This is a genomic window from Sphingomonas psychrotolerans (genome assembly GCF_002796605.1).
Taxonomy (GTDB): Bacteria; Pseudomonadota; Alphaproteobacteria; order Sphingomonadales; family Sphingomonadaceae; genus Sphingomonas; species Sphingomonas psychrotolerans.
This window is the reverse complement of sequence record NZ_CP024923.1, coordinates 1,611,429-1,627,301: the sequence shown is the minus strand read 5'-3', so window position 1 is coordinate 1,627,301 and position 15,873 is coordinate 1,611,429. Positions and strand designations below refer to the sequence as shown.

Below are 15,873 nucleotides of genomic sequence, written 5' to 3'. Positions count from 1 at the left end.
GGGAATGCTGGTCAACGGCCTCTCGGTAGATGTCGAGGACTGGTTTCAGGTCGGTGCGTTCGAGAAGACGATCGCACGCGACGACTGGGACGGGCTCGAGCATCGCGTCGAGGCGAACACCGATCGGGTGCTGGCATTGTTCGGCGCAGCGGGGGTGCATGCCACCTTCTTCACGCTTGGCTGGGTGGCGAAGCGCTATCCGGCGCTGATCCGCCGTATCGCCGAGGCAGGCCACGAGGTCGCCAGCCATGGCTGGGCGCATCAGCGCGTCTTCACGATGGATGCGAAGGCGTTCCGCGCCGATCTGGCCGATGCCCGCGCGGCGCTGGAGGATGCCAGCGGCACCAGGGTGACCGGCTATCGCGCGCCGAGCTTCTCGATCGATCGGCGCACGCCCTGGGCGCATGCCGAACTCGCCGAGGCGGGGTATCTCTATTCGTCGAGCATCGCGCCGATCCGGCATGACCATTATGGCTGGCCCGAGGCGCCGCGTGCCGCTTTTCGGCCGATCGCGGATGCCGGGCTGGTCGAGCTGCCGATCACCATCGCGAAGGTGGCGGGACGTGAGATCACTGCGGGGGGCGGCTTCTTCCGGCTGCTGCCGAACGGCGTGACCGATCGTGCGGTGCGCCGTGCCAATGCGGAAGGCACATCGGCGATCTTCTATTTTCATCCCTGGGAAGTCGATCCCGGCCAGCCGCGGATGGCCAATGCGCCGCTCAAGTCGAGACTTCGGCATTATGCCCGGCTCGGCGCGATGGCGGGGAAGCTCGAGCGGCTGATCGCGACCCATGCGTGGGGGCGGATCGACGCGATCGCCGCGCGCGAGGCGGAGCGGCTGCAATGAACGCGCCGCTGCTGGCGCGGCCGATCGGGCTGCGCATTGCCGACCCGGGAGATGCGATCGAGCGAGCGCGGATCAGCGCGTGGCTGCAGGATCACCCGCAGGGAACGCCGTTTCATTTGCCGGAGTGGAGCGTCGCGGTAGCGCGCGGCTGCCGGCAGAAGAGCCATTATCTCGTCGCCGAGCGCGGCAACGGCATCGGCGGCGTGCTGCCGTTGACCGAAGTGCATTCGCCGTTGTTCGGGCGAGCGCTGGTCTCGGCCGGGTTCGGCGTGGGCGGGGGCGTCCTTGCGGACGATGCGGCGACCGCGGCTGAACTGGCCGAAGCGGCGTGGGCGCTGGCGGGACGGCTGAGTTGCCCGACGGTGGAATTGCGCGGTGGCGCGCTTCCGGGCGAGGGGTGGCAGATGGACGACACCACCTATCTAGGCTTCGCGCGCGATCTGGCCGCGGATGACGAGGCGGAATTGCTTGCCATCCCGCGCAAGCAGCGCGCCGAGGTGCGGCGGTCGCTGGGCAACGATCTCGAGATCGTTGCCGGCAGCGCGGACGCGGCAGCGCATTACGCGGTCTATGCGGAATCGGTGCGCAATCTGGGGACGCCGGTTTTCCCGCGCGCGTTGTTCGCCGAGGTACTGCGCGCATTCGGGGATGCGGCCGACATATTGACCGTGCGGCATCGCGGCGTGGCGGTGGCGAGTGTGTTGAGCCTCTATTGGAAAGGTATCGTCTATCCCTATTGGGGCGGCGGGACGGCCGCAGCGCGTGGGCTGCGTGCCAACGATGCGATGTATTTCGCGCTGATGCGCCATGCGCGCGAACGCGGCTGCACACGTTTCGATTTCGGACGGTCCAAGGCAGGGACCGGCGCGGCGGCGTTCAAGAAGAATTGGGGGTTCGAGCCCGAAATACTGCGCTATTTCACGCGATCGCCCGAGGGCGTGGCGCCGCGCAAGGTCAATCCGCTTGATCCGAAATACAGCCTGCAGGTCCGGGCGTGGAGCCGGATGCCGCTCTGGGCGGCGAACCGGCTGGGTCCGTGGATAGCGCGGGGACTGGGCTGATGGGGGATATTCTTTTCCTCGCGCACCGCGTGCCCTATCCGCCGGATCGCGGCGACAAGATCCGCAGCTTCCACATGCTCCGGCATCTGGCGGCGCAGCGGCCCGTGCATCTCGCTGCCTTTGCCGACGATCCGCGCGACATGGACCGGCCCGAACTGGCTGACTGCACCGCCAGCCGTGCGATCGTGCGGCGGGGCAAATCGCAGGCAGTGGCCGGGATTCAGGCATTGGCGTCGGGGCGGCCGCTGTCGCTGACCGCATTCGACGATTGGGCGATGCGCCGGGCGGTCGAGGCAGTGCTGGCGCGCGAGAATATCGACACGATCTTCGTCTTCTCGAGCCAGATGGCGCAATATCTTCCGGCCGAGGGCGGGCAGCGCGTGATCATGGATTTCGTCGACATGGATTCGGCGAAGTTCGCTGCCTATGCGCAGGCGGCGAAGGGGCCGATGCGCTGGATCTATGCCCGCGAGGCACGGCTGCTGGTGGCTGCCGAGACCGCGGTTGCTGCGCGCGCCGACGCGAGCCTGTTCGTGAGCGAAGCCGAAGCGGGGCTGTTCCGCCGGACCACCGGCGCCGAACGCGTGCACGCGATCGAGAACGGCATCGACACCGGCTTTTTCGATCCGTCGGCACGGTTCGAGCGTGTGGAGGCCGGGCCTGCGCTGATCGTCTTCACCGGGCAGATGGACTATCGGCCGAATGTCGAGGCGGTGATGTGGTTTGCCGAGGACATATTGCCGCAAATCCGCGTGGCGCGCCCCGATGCACGGTTCGCGATCGTCGGCCGTAACCCCACCGATGCGGTTCGGGCGCTGGCGAGGCAGGAGGGCGTGATCGTGACCGGCGAAGTAAACGACGTGCGCGGCTGGCTCGCCGCGGCGGCCCTGGTGGTGGCGCCGCTCAAGCTGGCGCGCGGGATCCAGAACAAGGTGCTCGAGGCGATGGCAATGGCGCGCCCGGTGGTCGCCTCGGCCGCGGCGGCGGAAGGGGTGGATCACAATGGCACGATCGCGGTCGCGGAGACCGCGGGGGGCATGATGGAGGCAGTGACGCTCTTGCTCCGCGACCCACAAAACGCCGTCGAGCTTGGACGCGATGCCCGGGCGCGCGTGATTGCACGCTATGGCTGGGATGCGCGGCTGGCGCCGCTCGATGCGCTGGTCGGGCTGCGGGCCCGTCTGGGAGAGGCGGCATGACCGTCGCGGTGCCTCAAGGTGATTTCGCCCGGGTCGAAGCGAAGTTCGACGCCGGCTGGAAGCTGCACGCGGGCATCCTCGCCGGCGCGTGGCTCGCATTGCTGCTGCTGTTCCGGCGCGACGCGCTCGATCTCGCTACGATCTATTGGACCAATACCACTTTCGGGCATTGCCTGTTCATCGCGCCGGTGATCGCCTGGCTGGTCTGGCAGCGGCGCAGCGGGCTGGCGCTGGTGCGCCCGCAAGGCTGGTGGCCCGGGCTCGTTTTGGTAGCGGCGGGCGGGCTGGGCTGGCTGCTCGGCGACGCTGCGGGCGTTGCGCTGTTCCGCCATGCCGGGCTGGTGCTGATGCTGCAGGGGGCGGCGGTGAGCGTGCTCGGGCTCAATGTGAGCCGCGCCTTGCTCTTCCCGATCGCCTATATGGGCTTCCTCGTGCCCTTCGGCGATTTTCTCGAAGGGCCGTTGCAGTCGATCACCGTGGCGATGGTGATGCCAATGCTCCATCTGTTCGGTGTCCCGGCCACGGTCGATGGCGTGCTGATCACCACCTCGAACGGTTATTTCGAAGTCGCCGAGGCCTGCTCGGGCGCCAAGTTCGTCATCGCGATGATCGCGTTCGGCGTGCTCGTCGCCAATGTCTGTTATGTCTCGTGGCCCCGCCGCGCCGCGTTTCTCGCCATGGCACTGGTGGTGCCGGTGATCGCCAACGGCTTGCGCGCGTTCGGGACGATCTACGCCGCCTGGTGGACCTCGGTCGAGGCGGCGACGGGGATGGACCATATCGTCTATGGCTGGTTCTTCTTCGCAGCGGTGATGGCGGTGGTGCTGGCGATCGGCTGGAAATGGTTCGATCGCGATCCCGACGCGGCGTGGTTCGATCCGCTGCGGCTGCAGGCGCCGGTGGCGGCGCGTGCGCAGGCGGCGGTGACGGCTTTGCTGGCGCTGACGGTTGCGAGCCTGTTCCTCGGCTGGTCGAGCTGGATCGCCGCGCGTGCGTCGCCGCTTCCTACGCAATTCGAGCTACCGCAAATCCCGGGCTGGCAGCGTGTCGGGCCGAGCACCATCGCTCCCTGGTCGCCCAATTACCCCGGCGCGGACCATCTGCTGATCGGGCATTATGCCGATCCACAGGGTCGAAGCGTGGACCTCGCGGTCGCAGTCTATGGCAGCCAGCACGAGGGCAAGGAACTGGTCGGCTTCGGCATCGGCGCGATCCGCGAGAATGACCGCTGGGTGCGCATCGCGGACCTGCCCGAGCTTTCAGGCGGTCACGCGCTGCGCATGACCGGTCCCGGGCGGGTGGAACGCGTGACGGTTAGTTGGTACCGCGTCGGCGAAACGCTGACCGGGAGCGACAAACGCGTGAAATTCGAGACGCTGAAGACCAAGTTGCTGGGAGGAGATCAGGCCGCTGTGGCCGTTCTGGTGTCGGCCGAGCAGGGGCGGGACGAGAGCGCACAGACGGCGATCGGGGACTTCCTGAACGCGCTCGGGCCCGTGGATGCGTTCGCCGACCGCATGGCCGGTCGCTAGACGATGTGCGGAATCGCGGGGCTCTATTACCCCGCCATAGCAAAACCCGTCGATCCCGCGCGCATCGTCCAGATGCGCGACGCGCTCGCGCACCGCGGACCCGATGGGGCGGGGGTGTGGACCGCGCCCGGGGTAGGGCTCGGGCATCGCCGGCTGTCGATCATCGATCTCGAAGGTGGCGTGCAGCCGATGGCGACGCCCGATCAGAGCGTGGTCGTCACCTACAATGGCGAGATCTACAATTTCCGCGAGGTGCGCGCCGAGCTGGAGGCGAAGGGCGCGCGGTTCCAGACCGAAAGCGATACCGAGGTGCTGCTCCACGGATGGCACCACTGGGGGCCGGGGATGCTCGAAAAGCTCAACGGCATGTTCGCCTTCGCGCTGTACGATGCGGAGAAGCAGAGCCTGTTCCTCGCGCGCGACCGCTTCGGGGTGAAGCCGCTGGTCTATACCAAGCTGGCCGATGGGGGGTGGCGTTCGCGTCGGAGATCAAGGGCTTGCTCGCGCATCCCCTGTTCCGGCGGCGGCCCGATTTCCGCGCGGTCGAGGATTATATGGGGCTCGGCTATGTCCCCGACGACGCCTCGCTGCTGGTGGGGGTCAAGAAGCTGCCTGCGGGGCATTTCCTGCTGCTCCAGCGGGGCAAGCGCATGCCGCAGCCGGTGCGCTGGTGGGATGTGGATTTCTCGAACCGGGCGACCGGCAAGGTCCGCGATCTCGAGGCCGAGCTGATCGATCGGATGCGGGCCGCGGTGCGCGCGCGGATGATCGCCGACGTGCCTTTGGGCGCCTTCCTCTCGGGCGGGGTCGACAGCAGCGCGGTGGTCGCGCTGATGGCCGAGGCGAGCAAGGCGGCGGTAAAGACCTGCACGATCGGCTTCGACGAAGCGGGGCTTGACGAGACCAGCCATGCCGCGCTGATCGCCGAGCGATTCGCCACCAACCACCGCACCCGGCGAGTGGGGGCCGACGACTTCGCCTTGATCGACACCTTGGCCACGGCATTCGACGAGCCCTTCGCCGATGCCTCGGCGCTGCCGACCTATCGGGTATGCGAACTGGCGCGCGAGACCGTCACCGTCGCGCTTTCCGGCGACGGAGCGGACGAGGCATTTGCCGGCTATCGCCGCTACAAATTCTTCGCTGCCGAGGAACGCATGCGCGCGCTGCTCCCCGAGAAATTCCGCGCCAATCTGTTCGGGACGCTGGGGCGGATCTACCCCAAGGCGGACTGGGCGCCGCGGGCGTTCCGCGCGAAGACGACGTTGCTCGCGCTCGCCGAGAATGGCGAGTTCGCTTACCCAAGAGCGGTCGGCGTAACCACGCCCGAGCTGCGCGGCCGGCTCTATACCAGCGCCGCGAAGCACATCCTCGCCGGGCACAGCGCCGAGCAGCGCTATGTCGACGCGATGCGCCGGGCGCCGGCGCGCGACGGGCTCGACCGCGCGCAATATGCCGATATCCAGCACTGGCTGCCGGGCGACATCCTGACCAAGGTCGATCGTACCAGCATGGCCGTCAGCCTCGAAGCGCGCGAGCCGTTGCTCGACTACAAGCTGGTCGAGTTTGCCGCGACCTTGCCCCCGTCGCTCCGGATCAAGGCCGGGCAGGGCAAATGGCTGATGAAGAAGGCGCTCGAACCGTATCTTCCCAAGGAGATACTCTATCGCCCCAAAATGGGGTTCGTGACTCCGATCAGCGCGTGGTTCCGCGGGGCGCTGGCCGACGAGGCCGCCAGCCTGTCGCGATCGCGCGTGCTGGCGGGAACCGGCTGGTTCGAGCCTGCGGCGATCGAGAAGCTCGCGGCCGATCATAAAGCCGGGCGCGCCGAGCACGGCCGGACTTTGTGGCAGCTGCTGATGCTGGAGCGGAGCCTGGAGCGGCTGTTCGGCTAGCGATTGCAGCCGGAGCCCCGGCGTGGAAGAGTGAGGCCAGATGACGAAGCCCCGCCCCAATTACGATTATGCCTATAGCCTCGCGCGGGCGTTCGGCGGCGCGATCATCTTCGCGCTGCCGTTGCTGATGACGATGGAGATGTGGTCGATCGGCACCTCTGTCCATCCGCTGCGGCTGTTGTTGTTTATCGCGGCCAATTTCGTGGTGCTGGTCTTCCTGTCGCGTTTCGGCGGGTTCGAGCGCACCGCCAATATGCGCGAGGACGTGCTCGACGCGCTGGCCGCCTATACCGTGGGCACGCTCGCGGCGGGGGCGATCCTTTGGCTGTTCGGACTGCTTTCGATGGCGGTGGCGTTCGACGAGCTGGTGGGGATGGTTGCGATTCAGGCGGTGCCCGCGAGCTTCGGCGCGATGATCGCCCGCAAGCAGCTCACCGCGGGCGACCCCGAGGAAGACGGGAATGAAGAGAAAGCGGCGCGATCGGCGGGGTATCCCGGTCAGCTGTTCCTGATGCTGGCGGGCGCACTGTTCCTTGCGTTCAACGTCGCGCCGACCGAGGAGATGATTCTGATCTCCTACAAGATGACGCCCGGGCACAGCCTGATGCTGATGCTGGCATCATTGGCTTTGCTCCATATCCTCGTGTTCGCAGTGGGCTTCGCGGGGCAGGAAGAGCCCGAAGGTTTCGGAATCGTGCGGCGCTTCCTGCTGTTCACCGTGCCCGGCTATGCGATCGCACTGACAGTGAGCCTGTATGTGTTGTGGACCTTCGGCCGGGTGGACGGCGCTGCGCTCGCCACCGTCGCGGGGACGGTGGTGGTGCTGGGGTTCCCGGCGGCGATCGGCGCCGCGATTGCGCGGCTGGTGGTTTAGGAGACGGGGATGGCATCGGACAAGAAGACGCCTTCGACGTCGGCGCTCGAATGGATCGCGGCGGGGCTGGGGCTGCTGGCGATCCTGTTCGTCGGCGCTGTCATCGGCCGCGAGGCGCTGACGGCCGAGGCCACCCAGCTTCCCGTGCTGGAGGTGCGCGCCACTCGCATCGTTCCCAACGCCACCGGCTTCGTGGTGGAGTTCGAAGTAATCAACCAGGCGAGCGGCACTGCGGCGGCGGTGGAGGTCGAGGGGCAGCTCGGGGCAGAGACCAGCAGCGCGACACTCGATTACGTCGCGGGCAATGCCAACACGAAGGGCGGGCTGTTTTTTCGGCAAGACCCGCGCGGGCAGAAGCTCGAACTCAGGGCGCTGGGGTTCCAGACGCCCTGAGCCGATCTCGGCATCAGTGCAGCAGCACGATGCCCGCATGCAGGGTCAGCGCCACCAGCGCGAGCGTCGACAGAACGAACAGGCCAAAGCGGACCGCCACCTTGTTGAAAGTCGCCTGGACGAGGCTGTGGAGCACGCGCAGCGCGACATAGCCCCAGGCGATCCACGCATTGATCCCGTCGCCGGCGCCGAGCAGCGCGAGGGCGAGGGCGATCGCGTAGAACAATGTCGGCTGTTCCATCAGATGGATGTAATTGTGCGCCGGCCACTGCGCGCGTTCCTCGACCATGCCGTCGAGGATGCCGGGGCGCCCGCCGCGCGCCTTCGACATGTCGATCCCGGCCTTTTTGAGCGCGGGCAAGCGGATCGCCATCATCCAGACGAGCATAACGAGCGACCAGGCGACGAGCGCCACCACGGGCGCGAGAATCTGGCTGTGCATTTCGGGGTCCCCTCCGATTGTGCCGCCAGCTAGGGAATCAGCGCCTTGCGGTCCAGCGGGCGAAGACATCGGTCCACAGGCGCCCGGGGGAGTCGGCGGGCAAATGGAGCGCGCCGAAGCCGTGGCCGCCCTTTTCGAGGATATGCGCTTCCACCGGGACATTCGCAGCGCGGCACTTCTCGATCGTCAGCAGGCTCTGTGCAACCGGCACCGTGCCGTCGTCGATGGCGTGGACGAGGAAGATCGGCGGGGTATCGGCGGTGATCCGGTCGCTGGCGGCGTAGCGCGCGAGGAGCACGGGGTCCTGGCTGTCGCCGAGCAACATGCCGGCGGAACGGCTGTTGAGACCCGCGGTGTTGAACGACACCACCGGATACACCAATCCGGCGAAATCGGGGCGGGCACTTTGACGGTCGGCGGGATCGACCGGGGCATAGACCGGATCGGCGTGCCCGACCGCGAGCGACGCGCCGAGATGGCCGCCGGCCGAGAAGCCGCATATGCCGAGCTTCGCTGGATCCACGCCGAATTTGTCGGCCTGCGCGCGGATCAGCCGCATCGCGCGCTGCGCGTCCTGCAGTGGCACGTCGGCGCGATTGGCCCAGCCTTCGCCGGGCAGGCGATAGGCGAGGACGAAGACGGTGATCCCGTGCGGGGTCAGCGCTTTGGCGACGTCGACGCCCTCATTCTCGACCGAGATGAAGCCATAGCCGCCGCCGGGGATCGAAAGCACGGCGCGGCCATCGGGTTTGGCCGGACGATAGACTCCGACCATCGGCTCGGAGACGCCGCGCAGCCACAGCTCGCGGAAGCTGCCGTTGACTGTGAAATTGTTGGTGGGAAGCGGCGAGGGCGCACCGGGGGGCGTGCCCGGCCAGAGCTTGAAATGCTCGCGCGGCGGCCATGCCGCGGTGCCGGTGCCGAGGACATAGGGAGTGGGCGCGTTTTGCGCTTTGGCCGCCGTAGCGAGGGTGAGGCCCATGGCACCGCCAATCAAGGTGCGGCGATCGATCGGCATGGCATCCTCCCCAATTCAGTCTGGCGCTTATCCTGCAACCCTGTTGGATTCGCGCGGTCAATTTTCACTGTTTGCACGGTGGATGTGCAATTTGTTTCGTCTGCGGGAAACTTTATGTCGCCAGAGAGGGGATTCGATTTCCTACAAACCCGTCAAACATGCGGTGAACATAGCGAGTTCAAGCCTTGTAGGACAGCCACGTTACGCGGCGGCGGCCAACGACTTGAGGTTGGGTTGCCGTACCTCACCGTCACCCCGGACTTGTTCCAGGGTCCACCAAGCGTCTGAGCGATGTGATAGAGGCGCCTAACCCAAGCTTGCGGCGCGGTGGACCCGGAACGAGTCCGGATGACGATAAGAAGCCTGGAAGTCGATACGATCTAGGGCGTTGCGCGTCCGTCGAAGGCGCCGCGGGCGCTTTCGATCCGCCCGAGATTTGCCTCGGCCCATTGCCACACACCGCAAAAGGCGGCGGCGAGGCTCGTGCCGAGATCGGTCAGGCGATAATCGACTCGCGGCGGGATTACCGGGTGGACAGTTCGATCGACCAGCCCATCGCGTTCCATCTGGCGCAGCGTCTGGGTGAGCATCTTCTGGCTGATCCCGGGCACCAGCCTCCCGACCTGGGTGAAGCGTAGATGCTCGTGCCCCGCGAGTTCCTCGAGGATCAGCATCGTCCATTTGTCGGCGACGCGGCCGATCACGTCGTTGACGAGGGCGTCGACCCGCGGATCGGCTTCGGGCCATGGCTTTCCGCGCGTCGGCGGGAGGATTGGCTTGGCCAAGATACACTCTCCAAAAGGTGCGTATAAATCTTTTCGGTGCCTTCTTACGAGTGGAGAGTAAGGCTCTAGATTAGCTGCAGCAACCCATCGAAGGAGAAATCGCGATGAAGACGAGCGGCAACACCATTCTCATTTCCGGCGGCGGTTCGGGTATCGGCGCGGCGCTTGCGCAGCGCTTCCACGCGCAGGGCAATCGCGTGATCGTCGCCGGGCGGCGGCGGGAGGCGCTCGACGCCGTGATCGGGGGCCGCGAAGGTATGTTCGCGATGACGCTCGACGTGGAAAGCGCCGAGGCGATCGAGGATTTCGCCCTGCGCGTGATCGCCGAGCATCCTTCGCTCAACGTGCTGATCAACAATGCCGGGATCATGCGTTTCGAGGCGCTGGATACGCGGCGCGACCTTGCCGATGCCGAGGCGACGATCACCACCAATCTGCTTGGGCCGATCCGGCTGACCAATGCGTTGATCGAGCACCTCGCCGCGCGGGGGGATGCGGCGATCGTCAACGTGACGTCGGGCCTTGCCTTCGTGCCGTTGGTCGATACGCCGACCTACAACGCGACCAAGGCCGCGATCCACAGCTATACCGTGTCGCTGCGCGAGGCGCTGAAGGGCAAGGTCGAAGTGATCGAGCTGGCCCCGCCGGCGGTCCAGACCGGGCTGACGCCGGGGCAGGAGAGCCGTCCAGGCTATCAGCCGCTCGACGAATTCATCGACGAAGTGATGGCGCTGTTAGGGCAGCAGCCGACGCCGGGCGAGATCCTGGTCGAGCGGGTGAAGGGGCTGCGTTTCGCCGAGCGCGAGGGGCGCTTCGATACGGCTCTGGCGCAGATGGGCGAGATGGCTCGCAAGGCGCGCGAGGGACAGGAGGCCTGATCAATCTTCGTCACCCCGGCCTTGTGCCGGGGGCCACTCGTCCGCGGGCCAGCAGCGAGAGGCGCAAGCGGCTCTCCAGTCGCGCGGTGGACCTTGGCACAAGGCCGGGTGACGAGTAGATGTGAAAACGGCGGCGGGATCGTTCCCGCCGCCGTTTCGCTTTTCACGCTTTGAAGCGGATCAGGCGAACAGCTTCGCCCAACCGCGCTTGGCACGGTCCTTCCAGTGGCCGCGATGGTAGGCGTCGGAGGCGAGGAGCGGCATCACCGAGCCGGCTTCGGCGAAGACCATCTGCTCGATGCCGGTGTTGACCTTGCCCCACGACGCGGCCTCCTGCAGCGTCGAGGACGAGCAGGCGCCGTCGCGGACGTCGGCGACAGTGATCTGGACCGCATATTTGTGTACGGCGACGTCCTCGTGGCCGAGAATCTCGGCGCAGACGACGGTGTCCTGGATGAAGTTCTTGGGGACGCCGCCGCCGATCATCAGCAAGCCGGTGGTGCCCGCGGCGATCTTGATCTCGGTGAGCTCGCGGAAATCCGCGACCGCGTCGATCATCAGATACGGGCGGCCTTCCTTGGCGGCATCGACCTGGTGCTTGACGAGGCCGAAGCCTGCCGAGCTGTCGATGAACGCCGGGCAGAAGATCGGCACGTCATGCTCGTAGGCGAGCTTGACGAGGCTGTTGTCCTTCTTGCCGTGCTCGACGAGATACTTGCCCATTTCGCGGATGAACGCGCGGCTCGAATAGGCTTTCGGCTCGAGCGATTCCGCGATCTCGAAGATCGTGTGGTCGACGTTCTGGAGATCCGTTTCGTCGATATAGGTGTCGTAGATGCGATCGATGTAGAGCGAGCGCAGGGTGTCGTCGTCGGGGATTTCGAGCGCCTGATAATGCTTGTGGCCGAGGCCCTCGAAGAAATCCATGTCGACGATGGTCGCGCCGGTCGCGACGATGCCGTCGACCATGTTGTTGCGCACCAGCTCGGCATAGAGATCCATGCAGCCGCCCGCCGAGGTCGAGCCGGCGATCACGAGGAAGATCGTGCAATCCTTGTCGGCCAGCATCTGGTTGTAGATGTTGGTCGCGCGGCCGAGGTCGCGGCTGGTGAAGCTCATATCGGCCATCGCATCGACGATCGGGCGAGCGTCGAAGCTGGTGATGTCGATATGCTTGACCTGCTTCGAGAGCAGCTCGGCCTTGCGGGTGTCGTTGATCGGCGGGTTGGCCGCCGCGGTCTTGGTCAGGGTGTCGGTCATGAGTCTCTCAATCTTCACAAGAACCGCTGTCGTTGAAGGGGACGCGGAAACCCGTGCGTTCCCCTCCTGCTTGCGGGAGGGGCGAGGGGAGGGGCTGTCCCTCCCGATTTTCAAGCCCTCCCCCACCCCTCCCGCAAGCGGGAGGGGAGCGAAGGTGACTAGCGTTCAGCCGTTACAGCTTGACGACGTTGTTCGCCACGGCAGGTTCTTCAACCTCGGTGTAGAGCGACACCATCGGTTCATCGCCGACGATCACCGTCTGGTCCGATCCGAAGCCGTTGAACGCGGTCCGCATCGCTGAGCCATAGGCGCCGAGCATGCCGATCTCTATATAGTCGCCGGCACGGATGTCGGCGGGAAGCAGGAACGGGCCTGCCATGTGATCGAGATCGTCGCAGGTCGGGCCGTAGAAGCTGAACTCCATATCGCGGGCGTTCGAATCGGGCTCGCGCAGCAGATTCACCGGGAAACGCCAGCCAACATGCGCCGCATCGAACAGCGCGCCATAAGCGCCGTCGTTGATGTACAGCTCCGAACCGCGGCGCTTTTCGACGCGGACGATCAGCGAGCTGTACTCGGCGCACAGCGCACGGCCGGGCTCGCACCACAGCTCCGACGAATAGCTGACCGGCAGCGATTCGAACGCGCGGTGGATCGTCGCGAAATAGCGCTCGAGCGGCGGCGGCTCCATGCCGGGATAGGACGACGGGAACCCGCCGCCGACGTCGATCACGTCGACGGTGACCGCCGCCTCGACGATCGCCGCGCGAACGCGCTCCATCGCATTGGCATAGGCTTCGGGCGACATCGCTTGGCTGCCGACATGGAAGCAGATGCCCAAGGCATCGGCGACCTGACGGGCGGCCATCAGCAATTCCTTCGACTCGCCGGGACCCGCGCCGAATTTGGAGGCGAGGCTGAGCTTCGAATGGTCCGACGAGACGCGAAGGCGCACGCAAAGCGTCAAATCCTCGGCGCCCTTGGTGGCGACGACGATCTTGTCGAGCTCTTCGATGCTGTCGAGGCTGAAGACGCGGACGCCATGGGTGAAATACGCCTCTGCAATCGCTTCCTCGGCCTTGACCGGGTGCATGAAGCAGAGCGTGGCGCCCGGCAGCGTCGACGCGACGAGGCGAACCTCGGCGATCGAGGCGACATCGTAATGCGTTACGCCGCTATCCCACAGGATCTGCAGCAGATCCGGCGAGGGATTGGCTTTCACGGCATACATCGAGCGACCCGGAAACTTCTCGACGAAGAAGCGGGCGGCGCGCGATGCGGCGTGCGGACGAGTCAGCGTTACCGGTTGAACCGGACGCTGGGCGACAATGTCGATACCGCGAACTACGGTCGAACGGGGAGACGCTAACCCCAGCGCGCTATGATGCTTGTGCAATTCAAGGGACCTCCAAATGCCTCGCGGCAAACATTGACCAAAAGCTGCCTTGCGGTTGGAAGTCCCATGGGGCAGCGGAAGGCGGCATTTAGGGACGAGGTCCCCCCATGTAAAGCGATTCGATATCCGGAAATGTACAGCGGGGGTGAAGTGTGACGATTGTGCGACAGCCTACCCGGGCAGGGGTACGAGACGCTGCGGCGAAGATCGCAGCAATTTTGCCGCAAACCCCTCTGCTGACAGTGGAAATTCGCGGAGTGCCGGTGTGTTTCAAGGCGGAATCACTGCAGCCGATCGGCGCATTCAAGATCCGCGGCGCGTGGCATCGGCTCACTGCGCTCGACGCGGCGGCGCGGGAGCGCGGCGTCGTTGCCTTCTCGTCGGGGAATCATGCGCAGGGAATCGCCTGGGCGGCGAGGAAGCTCGGCATCCCCGCGGTGGTCGTGATGCCGTCCGACGCACCGAGAGTGAAGCTCGACGCGACGCTGGCGATGGGCGCCGAGGTAGTGAAATACGACCGCGCGGCCGAAAGCCGCGAGAAGATCGCCGCGCACCTCGCCCACGCGCGGGGCGCGGCCCTGGTGCCGAGCTTTGACGATCCGTGGATCATCGAGGGGCAGGGCAGCGCCGGGATCGAGGCGATGACCCAGATGATCGAGATGAAGCTCCCCGATCCGACGAATGTAGTCGTGCCGTGCGGGGGCGGCGGGCTCGCGGCGGGGCTGGCGCTCGCGCTGCCCGAGGCCGAGATCACCTTGGTCGAGCCCGAGGGCTGGGACGATATGCGACGCAGTCTCGAGGCCGGATGGATCGAGCCGGTGGGCGACAATCCGCCGCCCACCGCCTGCGACGCGTTGCAGACGAAGGAAGTCTCGCAACTGACCTTCGACGTACTCAGCCGGCGCGACGCCAAGGGGATCGCAGTGAGCGAGCGCGAGATACGAGATGCCCAGCGCTGGGCCGCGGCGACGCTGCGGCTGGTGCTGGAGCCGGGCGGTTCAGCTGCGCTCGCGGCATTGCTTGCCGGCAAGGTCGAAGTGACGCCGGGATTGCTCGTGATCCTCTCAGGCGGCAATGCCGATCCGGACGCCTATGCGGCGGTGCTGGGATCGAGGGATTGATGAAGGAGACGCAATTCGGCGTGGTGATCGCCAACGTACTCAGCGTGGCGACGCGCGGGGTCGGGCTGTTCCTGTGGTATTTCCTCCGGCTGATCTATCGCGGCGAACCGAAGGTGATTGCGGGCTTTGTCGGCGTGGGGCTGGCCATCGTTCTGCTGATCTGGCTGATCGTGCGATGACGGATCCGGCGCTCAATCCGTTGCTGCTCAGCATCGCAGTGGTGGCGATGTTCGCGCTCGTATGGGGCGGGGTGCGGACCTGGCGCGGCGGCGAGCGGCAGAAAGGCCTGCTGATGGGGATCTGCGCGCTGGTATTGCTCGGGAATCTGCTGATCTGGAGCGTGTGACGAAACATCACCCCGGCCTGGCGCCGGCGTCCACTGTGCCACCCTCGATACCGTGAAACTTGATGGTCTCCCTCGCCGGCCGGTGGACCCCGGCCCAAGGCCGGGGTGACGGTAAAGGGCGTCGGTATCGGGCCTCAGCGAATCGGTGAGTTGGGGTCGAGCCGCATATCGAGATAGCTGTCCACCGAGCCCATCAGCTGCTCCATTTCGTCCTGGAAGAAATGATTCGCGCCAGGGATCGTGTCGTGGTGGATCGTGATGTGCTTCTGGGTGCGCAATTTGTCGACCAGCTTTTGGGTCGCGACCGGAGTCGCGACTTCGTCGCTCTCGCCCTGGATGATGATGCCCGAGGAGGGGCAGGGCGCGAGGAAGCTGAAATCATACATGTTCGCCGGGGGCGCGACCGAGATGAAGCCGCGGATCTCGGGGCGCCGCATCAGCAGCTGCATGCCGATCCACGCGCCGAAGCTGACTCCGGCGATCCACGTGGTCGAGGCTTCGGGGTGGAAGCTCTGCACCCAATCGAGCGCCGAGGCGGCGTCCGAGAGCTCGCCGATGCCGTTGTCGAACGTGCCCTGGCTCTTGCCGACGCCGCGGAAATTGAAGCGCAGGGTGGCGAAGCCGCGGCGCTGGAAGGTCTTGTAGAGCTCCTGGACGATGCGGTTGTTCATCGTGCCACCCGCATTGGGATGCGGATGAAGGATCATCGCGACGGGCGCGCGCGGCTTGGGAGCGGGGGCGAAACGCCCTTCGAGGCGGCCTTCGGGACCGGGAAAGATGACTTCGGGCAATGTAAGCCTGCCTTGAAAAGGGGGCGCGCAGTGTA

Annotated in this window: 16 protein-coding genes and 1 pseudogene; 11 read left to right on the top strand and 6 right to left on the bottom strand. The window is 66.1% G+C overall.

Annotation, left to right across the window (positions count from 1 at the left end; all coding sequences use genetic code 11):
- The first annotated feature begins 4 nt into the window (after positions 1-4).
- The 7 genes and pseudogenes from CVN68_RS07360 (at position 5) to CVN68_RS07330 (ending at position 7,801) form a co-directional block, all read left to right on the top strand.
- Complete coding sequence (locus CVN68_RS07360) at positions 5-847, top strand: XrtA system polysaccharide deacetylase (protein ID WP_100281616.1); 843 nt, start codon at positions 5-7, stop codon at positions 845-847.
- Positions 844-1,908, top strand: coding sequence for a FemAB family XrtA/PEP-CTERM system-associated protein (locus CVN68_RS07355; RefSeq protein WP_100281615.1), 1,065 nt, complete (start codon positions 844-846; stop codon positions 1,906-1,908). Before CVN68_RS07360 ends, CVN68_RS07355 begins: the two co-directional genes overlap by 4 nt.
- Positions 1,908-3,107, top strand: coding sequence for a TIGR03087 family PEP-CTERM/XrtA system glycosyltransferase (locus CVN68_RS07350; RefSeq protein ID WP_100281614.1), 1,200 nt, complete (start codon positions 1,908-1,910; stop codon positions 3,105-3,107). The genes CVN68_RS07355 and CVN68_RS07350 overlap by 1 nt, the downstream gene beginning before the upstream one ends.
- Positions 3,104-4,639 (top strand): exosortase A, encoded by a 1,536-nt coding sequence (gene xrtA, locus CVN68_RS07345; protein ID WP_100281613.1) that lies wholly within the window; start codon positions 3,104-3,106, stop codon positions 4,637-4,639. Before CVN68_RS07350 ends, xrtA begins: the two co-directional genes overlap by 4 nt.
- A gap of 3 nt (positions 4,640-4,642) precedes the next feature.
- A pseudogene (locus CVN68_RS07340) lies at positions 4,643-6,534 on the top strand (XrtA/PEP-CTERM system amidotransferase).
- A 40-nt stretch (positions 6,535-6,574) separates the two neighbouring features.
- Positions 6,575-7,408 (top strand): TIGR02587 family membrane protein, encoded by an 834-nt coding sequence (locus CVN68_RS07335; protein ID WP_100281612.1) that lies wholly within the window; start codon positions 6,575-6,577, stop codon positions 7,406-7,408.
- A gap of 9 nt (positions 7,409-7,417) precedes the next feature.
- Complete coding sequence (locus CVN68_RS07330; protein ID WP_100281611.1) at positions 7,418-7,801, top strand: hypothetical protein; 384 nt, start codon at positions 7,418-7,420, stop codon at positions 7,799-7,801.
- Between the two features lie 13 nt (positions 7,802-7,814).
- On the opposite strand, the gene CVN68_RS07325 is transcribed toward CVN68_RS07330, so the two are convergent.
- From CVN68_RS07325 to CVN68_RS07315, 3 genes are all read right to left on the bottom strand, one after another.
- Positions 7,815-8,243, bottom strand: coding sequence for an MAPEG family protein (locus CVN68_RS07325; protein ID WP_100281610.1), 429 nt, complete (start codon positions 8,241-8,243; stop codon positions 7,815-7,817).
- Positions 8,244-8,280: 37 nt separating this feature from the next.
- Positions 8,281-9,261, bottom strand: coding sequence for an alpha/beta hydrolase (locus CVN68_RS07320; protein ID WP_100281609.1), 981 nt, complete (start codon positions 9,259-9,261; stop codon positions 8,281-8,283).
- A 380-nt stretch (positions 9,262-9,641) separates the two neighbouring features.
- The gene (locus CVN68_RS07315; RefSeq protein ID WP_233503620.1) at positions 9,642-10,046 is read right to left on the bottom strand and encodes a winged helix-turn-helix transcriptional regulator; all 405 of its coding nucleotides are present in this window, start codon (positions 10,044-10,046) and stop codon (positions 9,642-9,644) included.
- Positions 10,047-10,150: 104 nt separating this feature from the next.
- Between CVN68_RS07315 and CVN68_RS07310 the strand changes: the two genes are divergently transcribed.
- Positions 10,151-10,924 carry an SDR family oxidoreductase gene (locus CVN68_RS07310; RefSeq protein WP_100281608.1) on the top strand — a complete coding sequence of 258 codons (774 nt, stop codon included), beginning with the start codon at positions 10,151-10,153 and terminating at the stop codon, positions 10,922-10,924.
- Between the two features lie 180 nt (positions 10,925-11,104).
- On the opposite strand, the gene CVN68_RS07305 is transcribed toward CVN68_RS07310, so the two are convergent.
- Together CVN68_RS07305 and CVN68_RS07300 are read right to left on the bottom strand one after the other, a co-directional pair.
- On the bottom strand, positions 11,105-12,184 hold the full coding sequence (locus tag CVN68_RS07305) for a 1,9-bis(guanidino)-5-aza-nonane synthase (protein WP_100281607.1): 1,080 nt from the start codon (positions 12,182-12,184) through the stop codon (positions 11,105-11,107).
- 172 nt (positions 12,185-12,356) lie between these two features.
- Positions 12,357-13,580 carry a type III PLP-dependent enzyme gene (locus CVN68_RS07300; RefSeq protein WP_100281606.1) on the bottom strand — a complete coding sequence of 408 codons (1,224 nt, stop codon included), beginning with the start codon at positions 13,578-13,580 and terminating at the stop codon, positions 12,357-12,359.
- A gap of 152 nt (positions 13,581-13,732) precedes the next feature.
- On the opposite strand from CVN68_RS07300, the gene CVN68_RS07295 reads away from it, so the two are divergent.
- Genes CVN68_RS07295 through CVN68_RS23635 form a run of 3 tightly spaced genes read left to right on the top strand, consistent with a single transcriptional unit; the run spans position 13,733 to position 15,047 of the window.
- Positions 13,733-14,701: a threonine ammonia-lyase gene (locus CVN68_RS07295; RefSeq protein WP_100281605.1), complete on the top strand. Its 969-nt coding sequence runs from the start codon at positions 13,733-13,735 to the stop codon at positions 14,699-14,701.
- The gene (locus tag CVN68_RS07290) at positions 14,701-14,880 is read left to right on the top strand and encodes a hypothetical protein (RefSeq protein ID WP_100281604.1); all 180 of its coding nucleotides are present in this window, start codon (positions 14,701-14,703) and stop codon (positions 14,878-14,880) included. The genes CVN68_RS07295 and CVN68_RS07290 overlap by 1 nt, the downstream gene beginning before the upstream one ends.
- A complete protein-coding gene (locus CVN68_RS23635) occupies positions 14,877-15,047 on the top strand; it encodes a hypothetical protein (protein WP_199560231.1) in 171 nt (56 codons plus the stop codon). Before CVN68_RS07290 ends, CVN68_RS23635 begins: the two co-directional genes overlap by 4 nt.
- Before the next feature lie 134 nt (positions 15,048-15,181).
- Here CVN68_RS23635 and CVN68_RS07285 read toward each other — a convergent pair whose 3' ends face one another.
- Positions 15,182-15,838 carry an alpha/beta hydrolase gene (locus CVN68_RS07285; protein ID WP_100281603.1) on the bottom strand — a complete coding sequence of 219 codons (657 nt, stop codon included), beginning with the start codon at positions 15,836-15,838 and terminating at the stop codon, positions 15,182-15,184.
- Between the last annotated feature and the right edge of the window lie 35 nt (positions 15,839-15,873).

Bases quoted from the DNA above. Each gene is read 5' to 3' on its own strand.
- CVN68_RS23635 (WP_199560231.1), top strand. From the start codon at position 14,877: ATGACGGATCCGGCGCTCAATCCGTTGCTGCTCAGCATCGCAGTGGTG.
- xrtA (WP_100281613.1), top strand. From the start codon at position 3,104: ATGACCGTCGCGGTGCCTCAAGGTGATTTCGCCCGGGTCGAAGCGAAG.
- CVN68_RS07320 (WP_100281609.1), bottom strand. From the start codon at position 9,261: ATGCCGATCGATCGCCGCACCTTGATTGGCGGTGCCATGGGCCTCACC.
- CVN68_RS07355 (WP_100281615.1), top strand. From the start codon at position 844: ATGAACGCGCCGCTGCTGGCGCGGCCGATCGGGCTGCGCATTGCCGAC.
- CVN68_RS07305 (WP_100281607.1), bottom strand. From the start codon at position 12,184: ATGACCGACACCCTGACCAAGACCGCGGCGGCCAACCCGCCGATCAAC.
- CVN68_RS07325 (WP_100281610.1), bottom strand. From the start codon at position 8,243: ATGCACAGCCAGATTCTCGCGCCCGTGGTGGCGCTCGTCGCCTGGTCG.
- CVN68_RS07330 (WP_100281611.1), top strand. From the start codon at position 7,418: ATGGCATCGGACAAGAAGACGCCTTCGACGTCGGCGCTCGAATGGATC.
- CVN68_RS07335 (WP_100281612.1), top strand. From the start codon at position 6,575: ATGACGAAGCCCCGCCCCAATTACGATTATGCCTATAGCCTCGCGCGG.
- CVN68_RS07350 (WP_100281614.1), top strand. From the start codon at position 1,908: ATGGGGGATATTCTTTTCCTCGCGCACCGCGTGCCCTATCCGCCGGAT.
- CVN68_RS07290 (WP_100281604.1), top strand. From the start codon at position 14,701: ATGAAGGAGACGCAATTCGGCGTGGTGATCGCCAACGTACTCAGCGTG.
- CVN68_RS07360 (WP_100281616.1), top strand. From the start codon at position 5: ATGCTGGTCAACGGCCTCTCGGTAGATGTCGAGGACTGGTTTCAGGTC.
- CVN68_RS07310 (WP_100281608.1), top strand. From the start codon at position 10,151: ATGAAGACGAGCGGCAACACCATTCTCATTTCCGGCGGCGGTTCGGGT.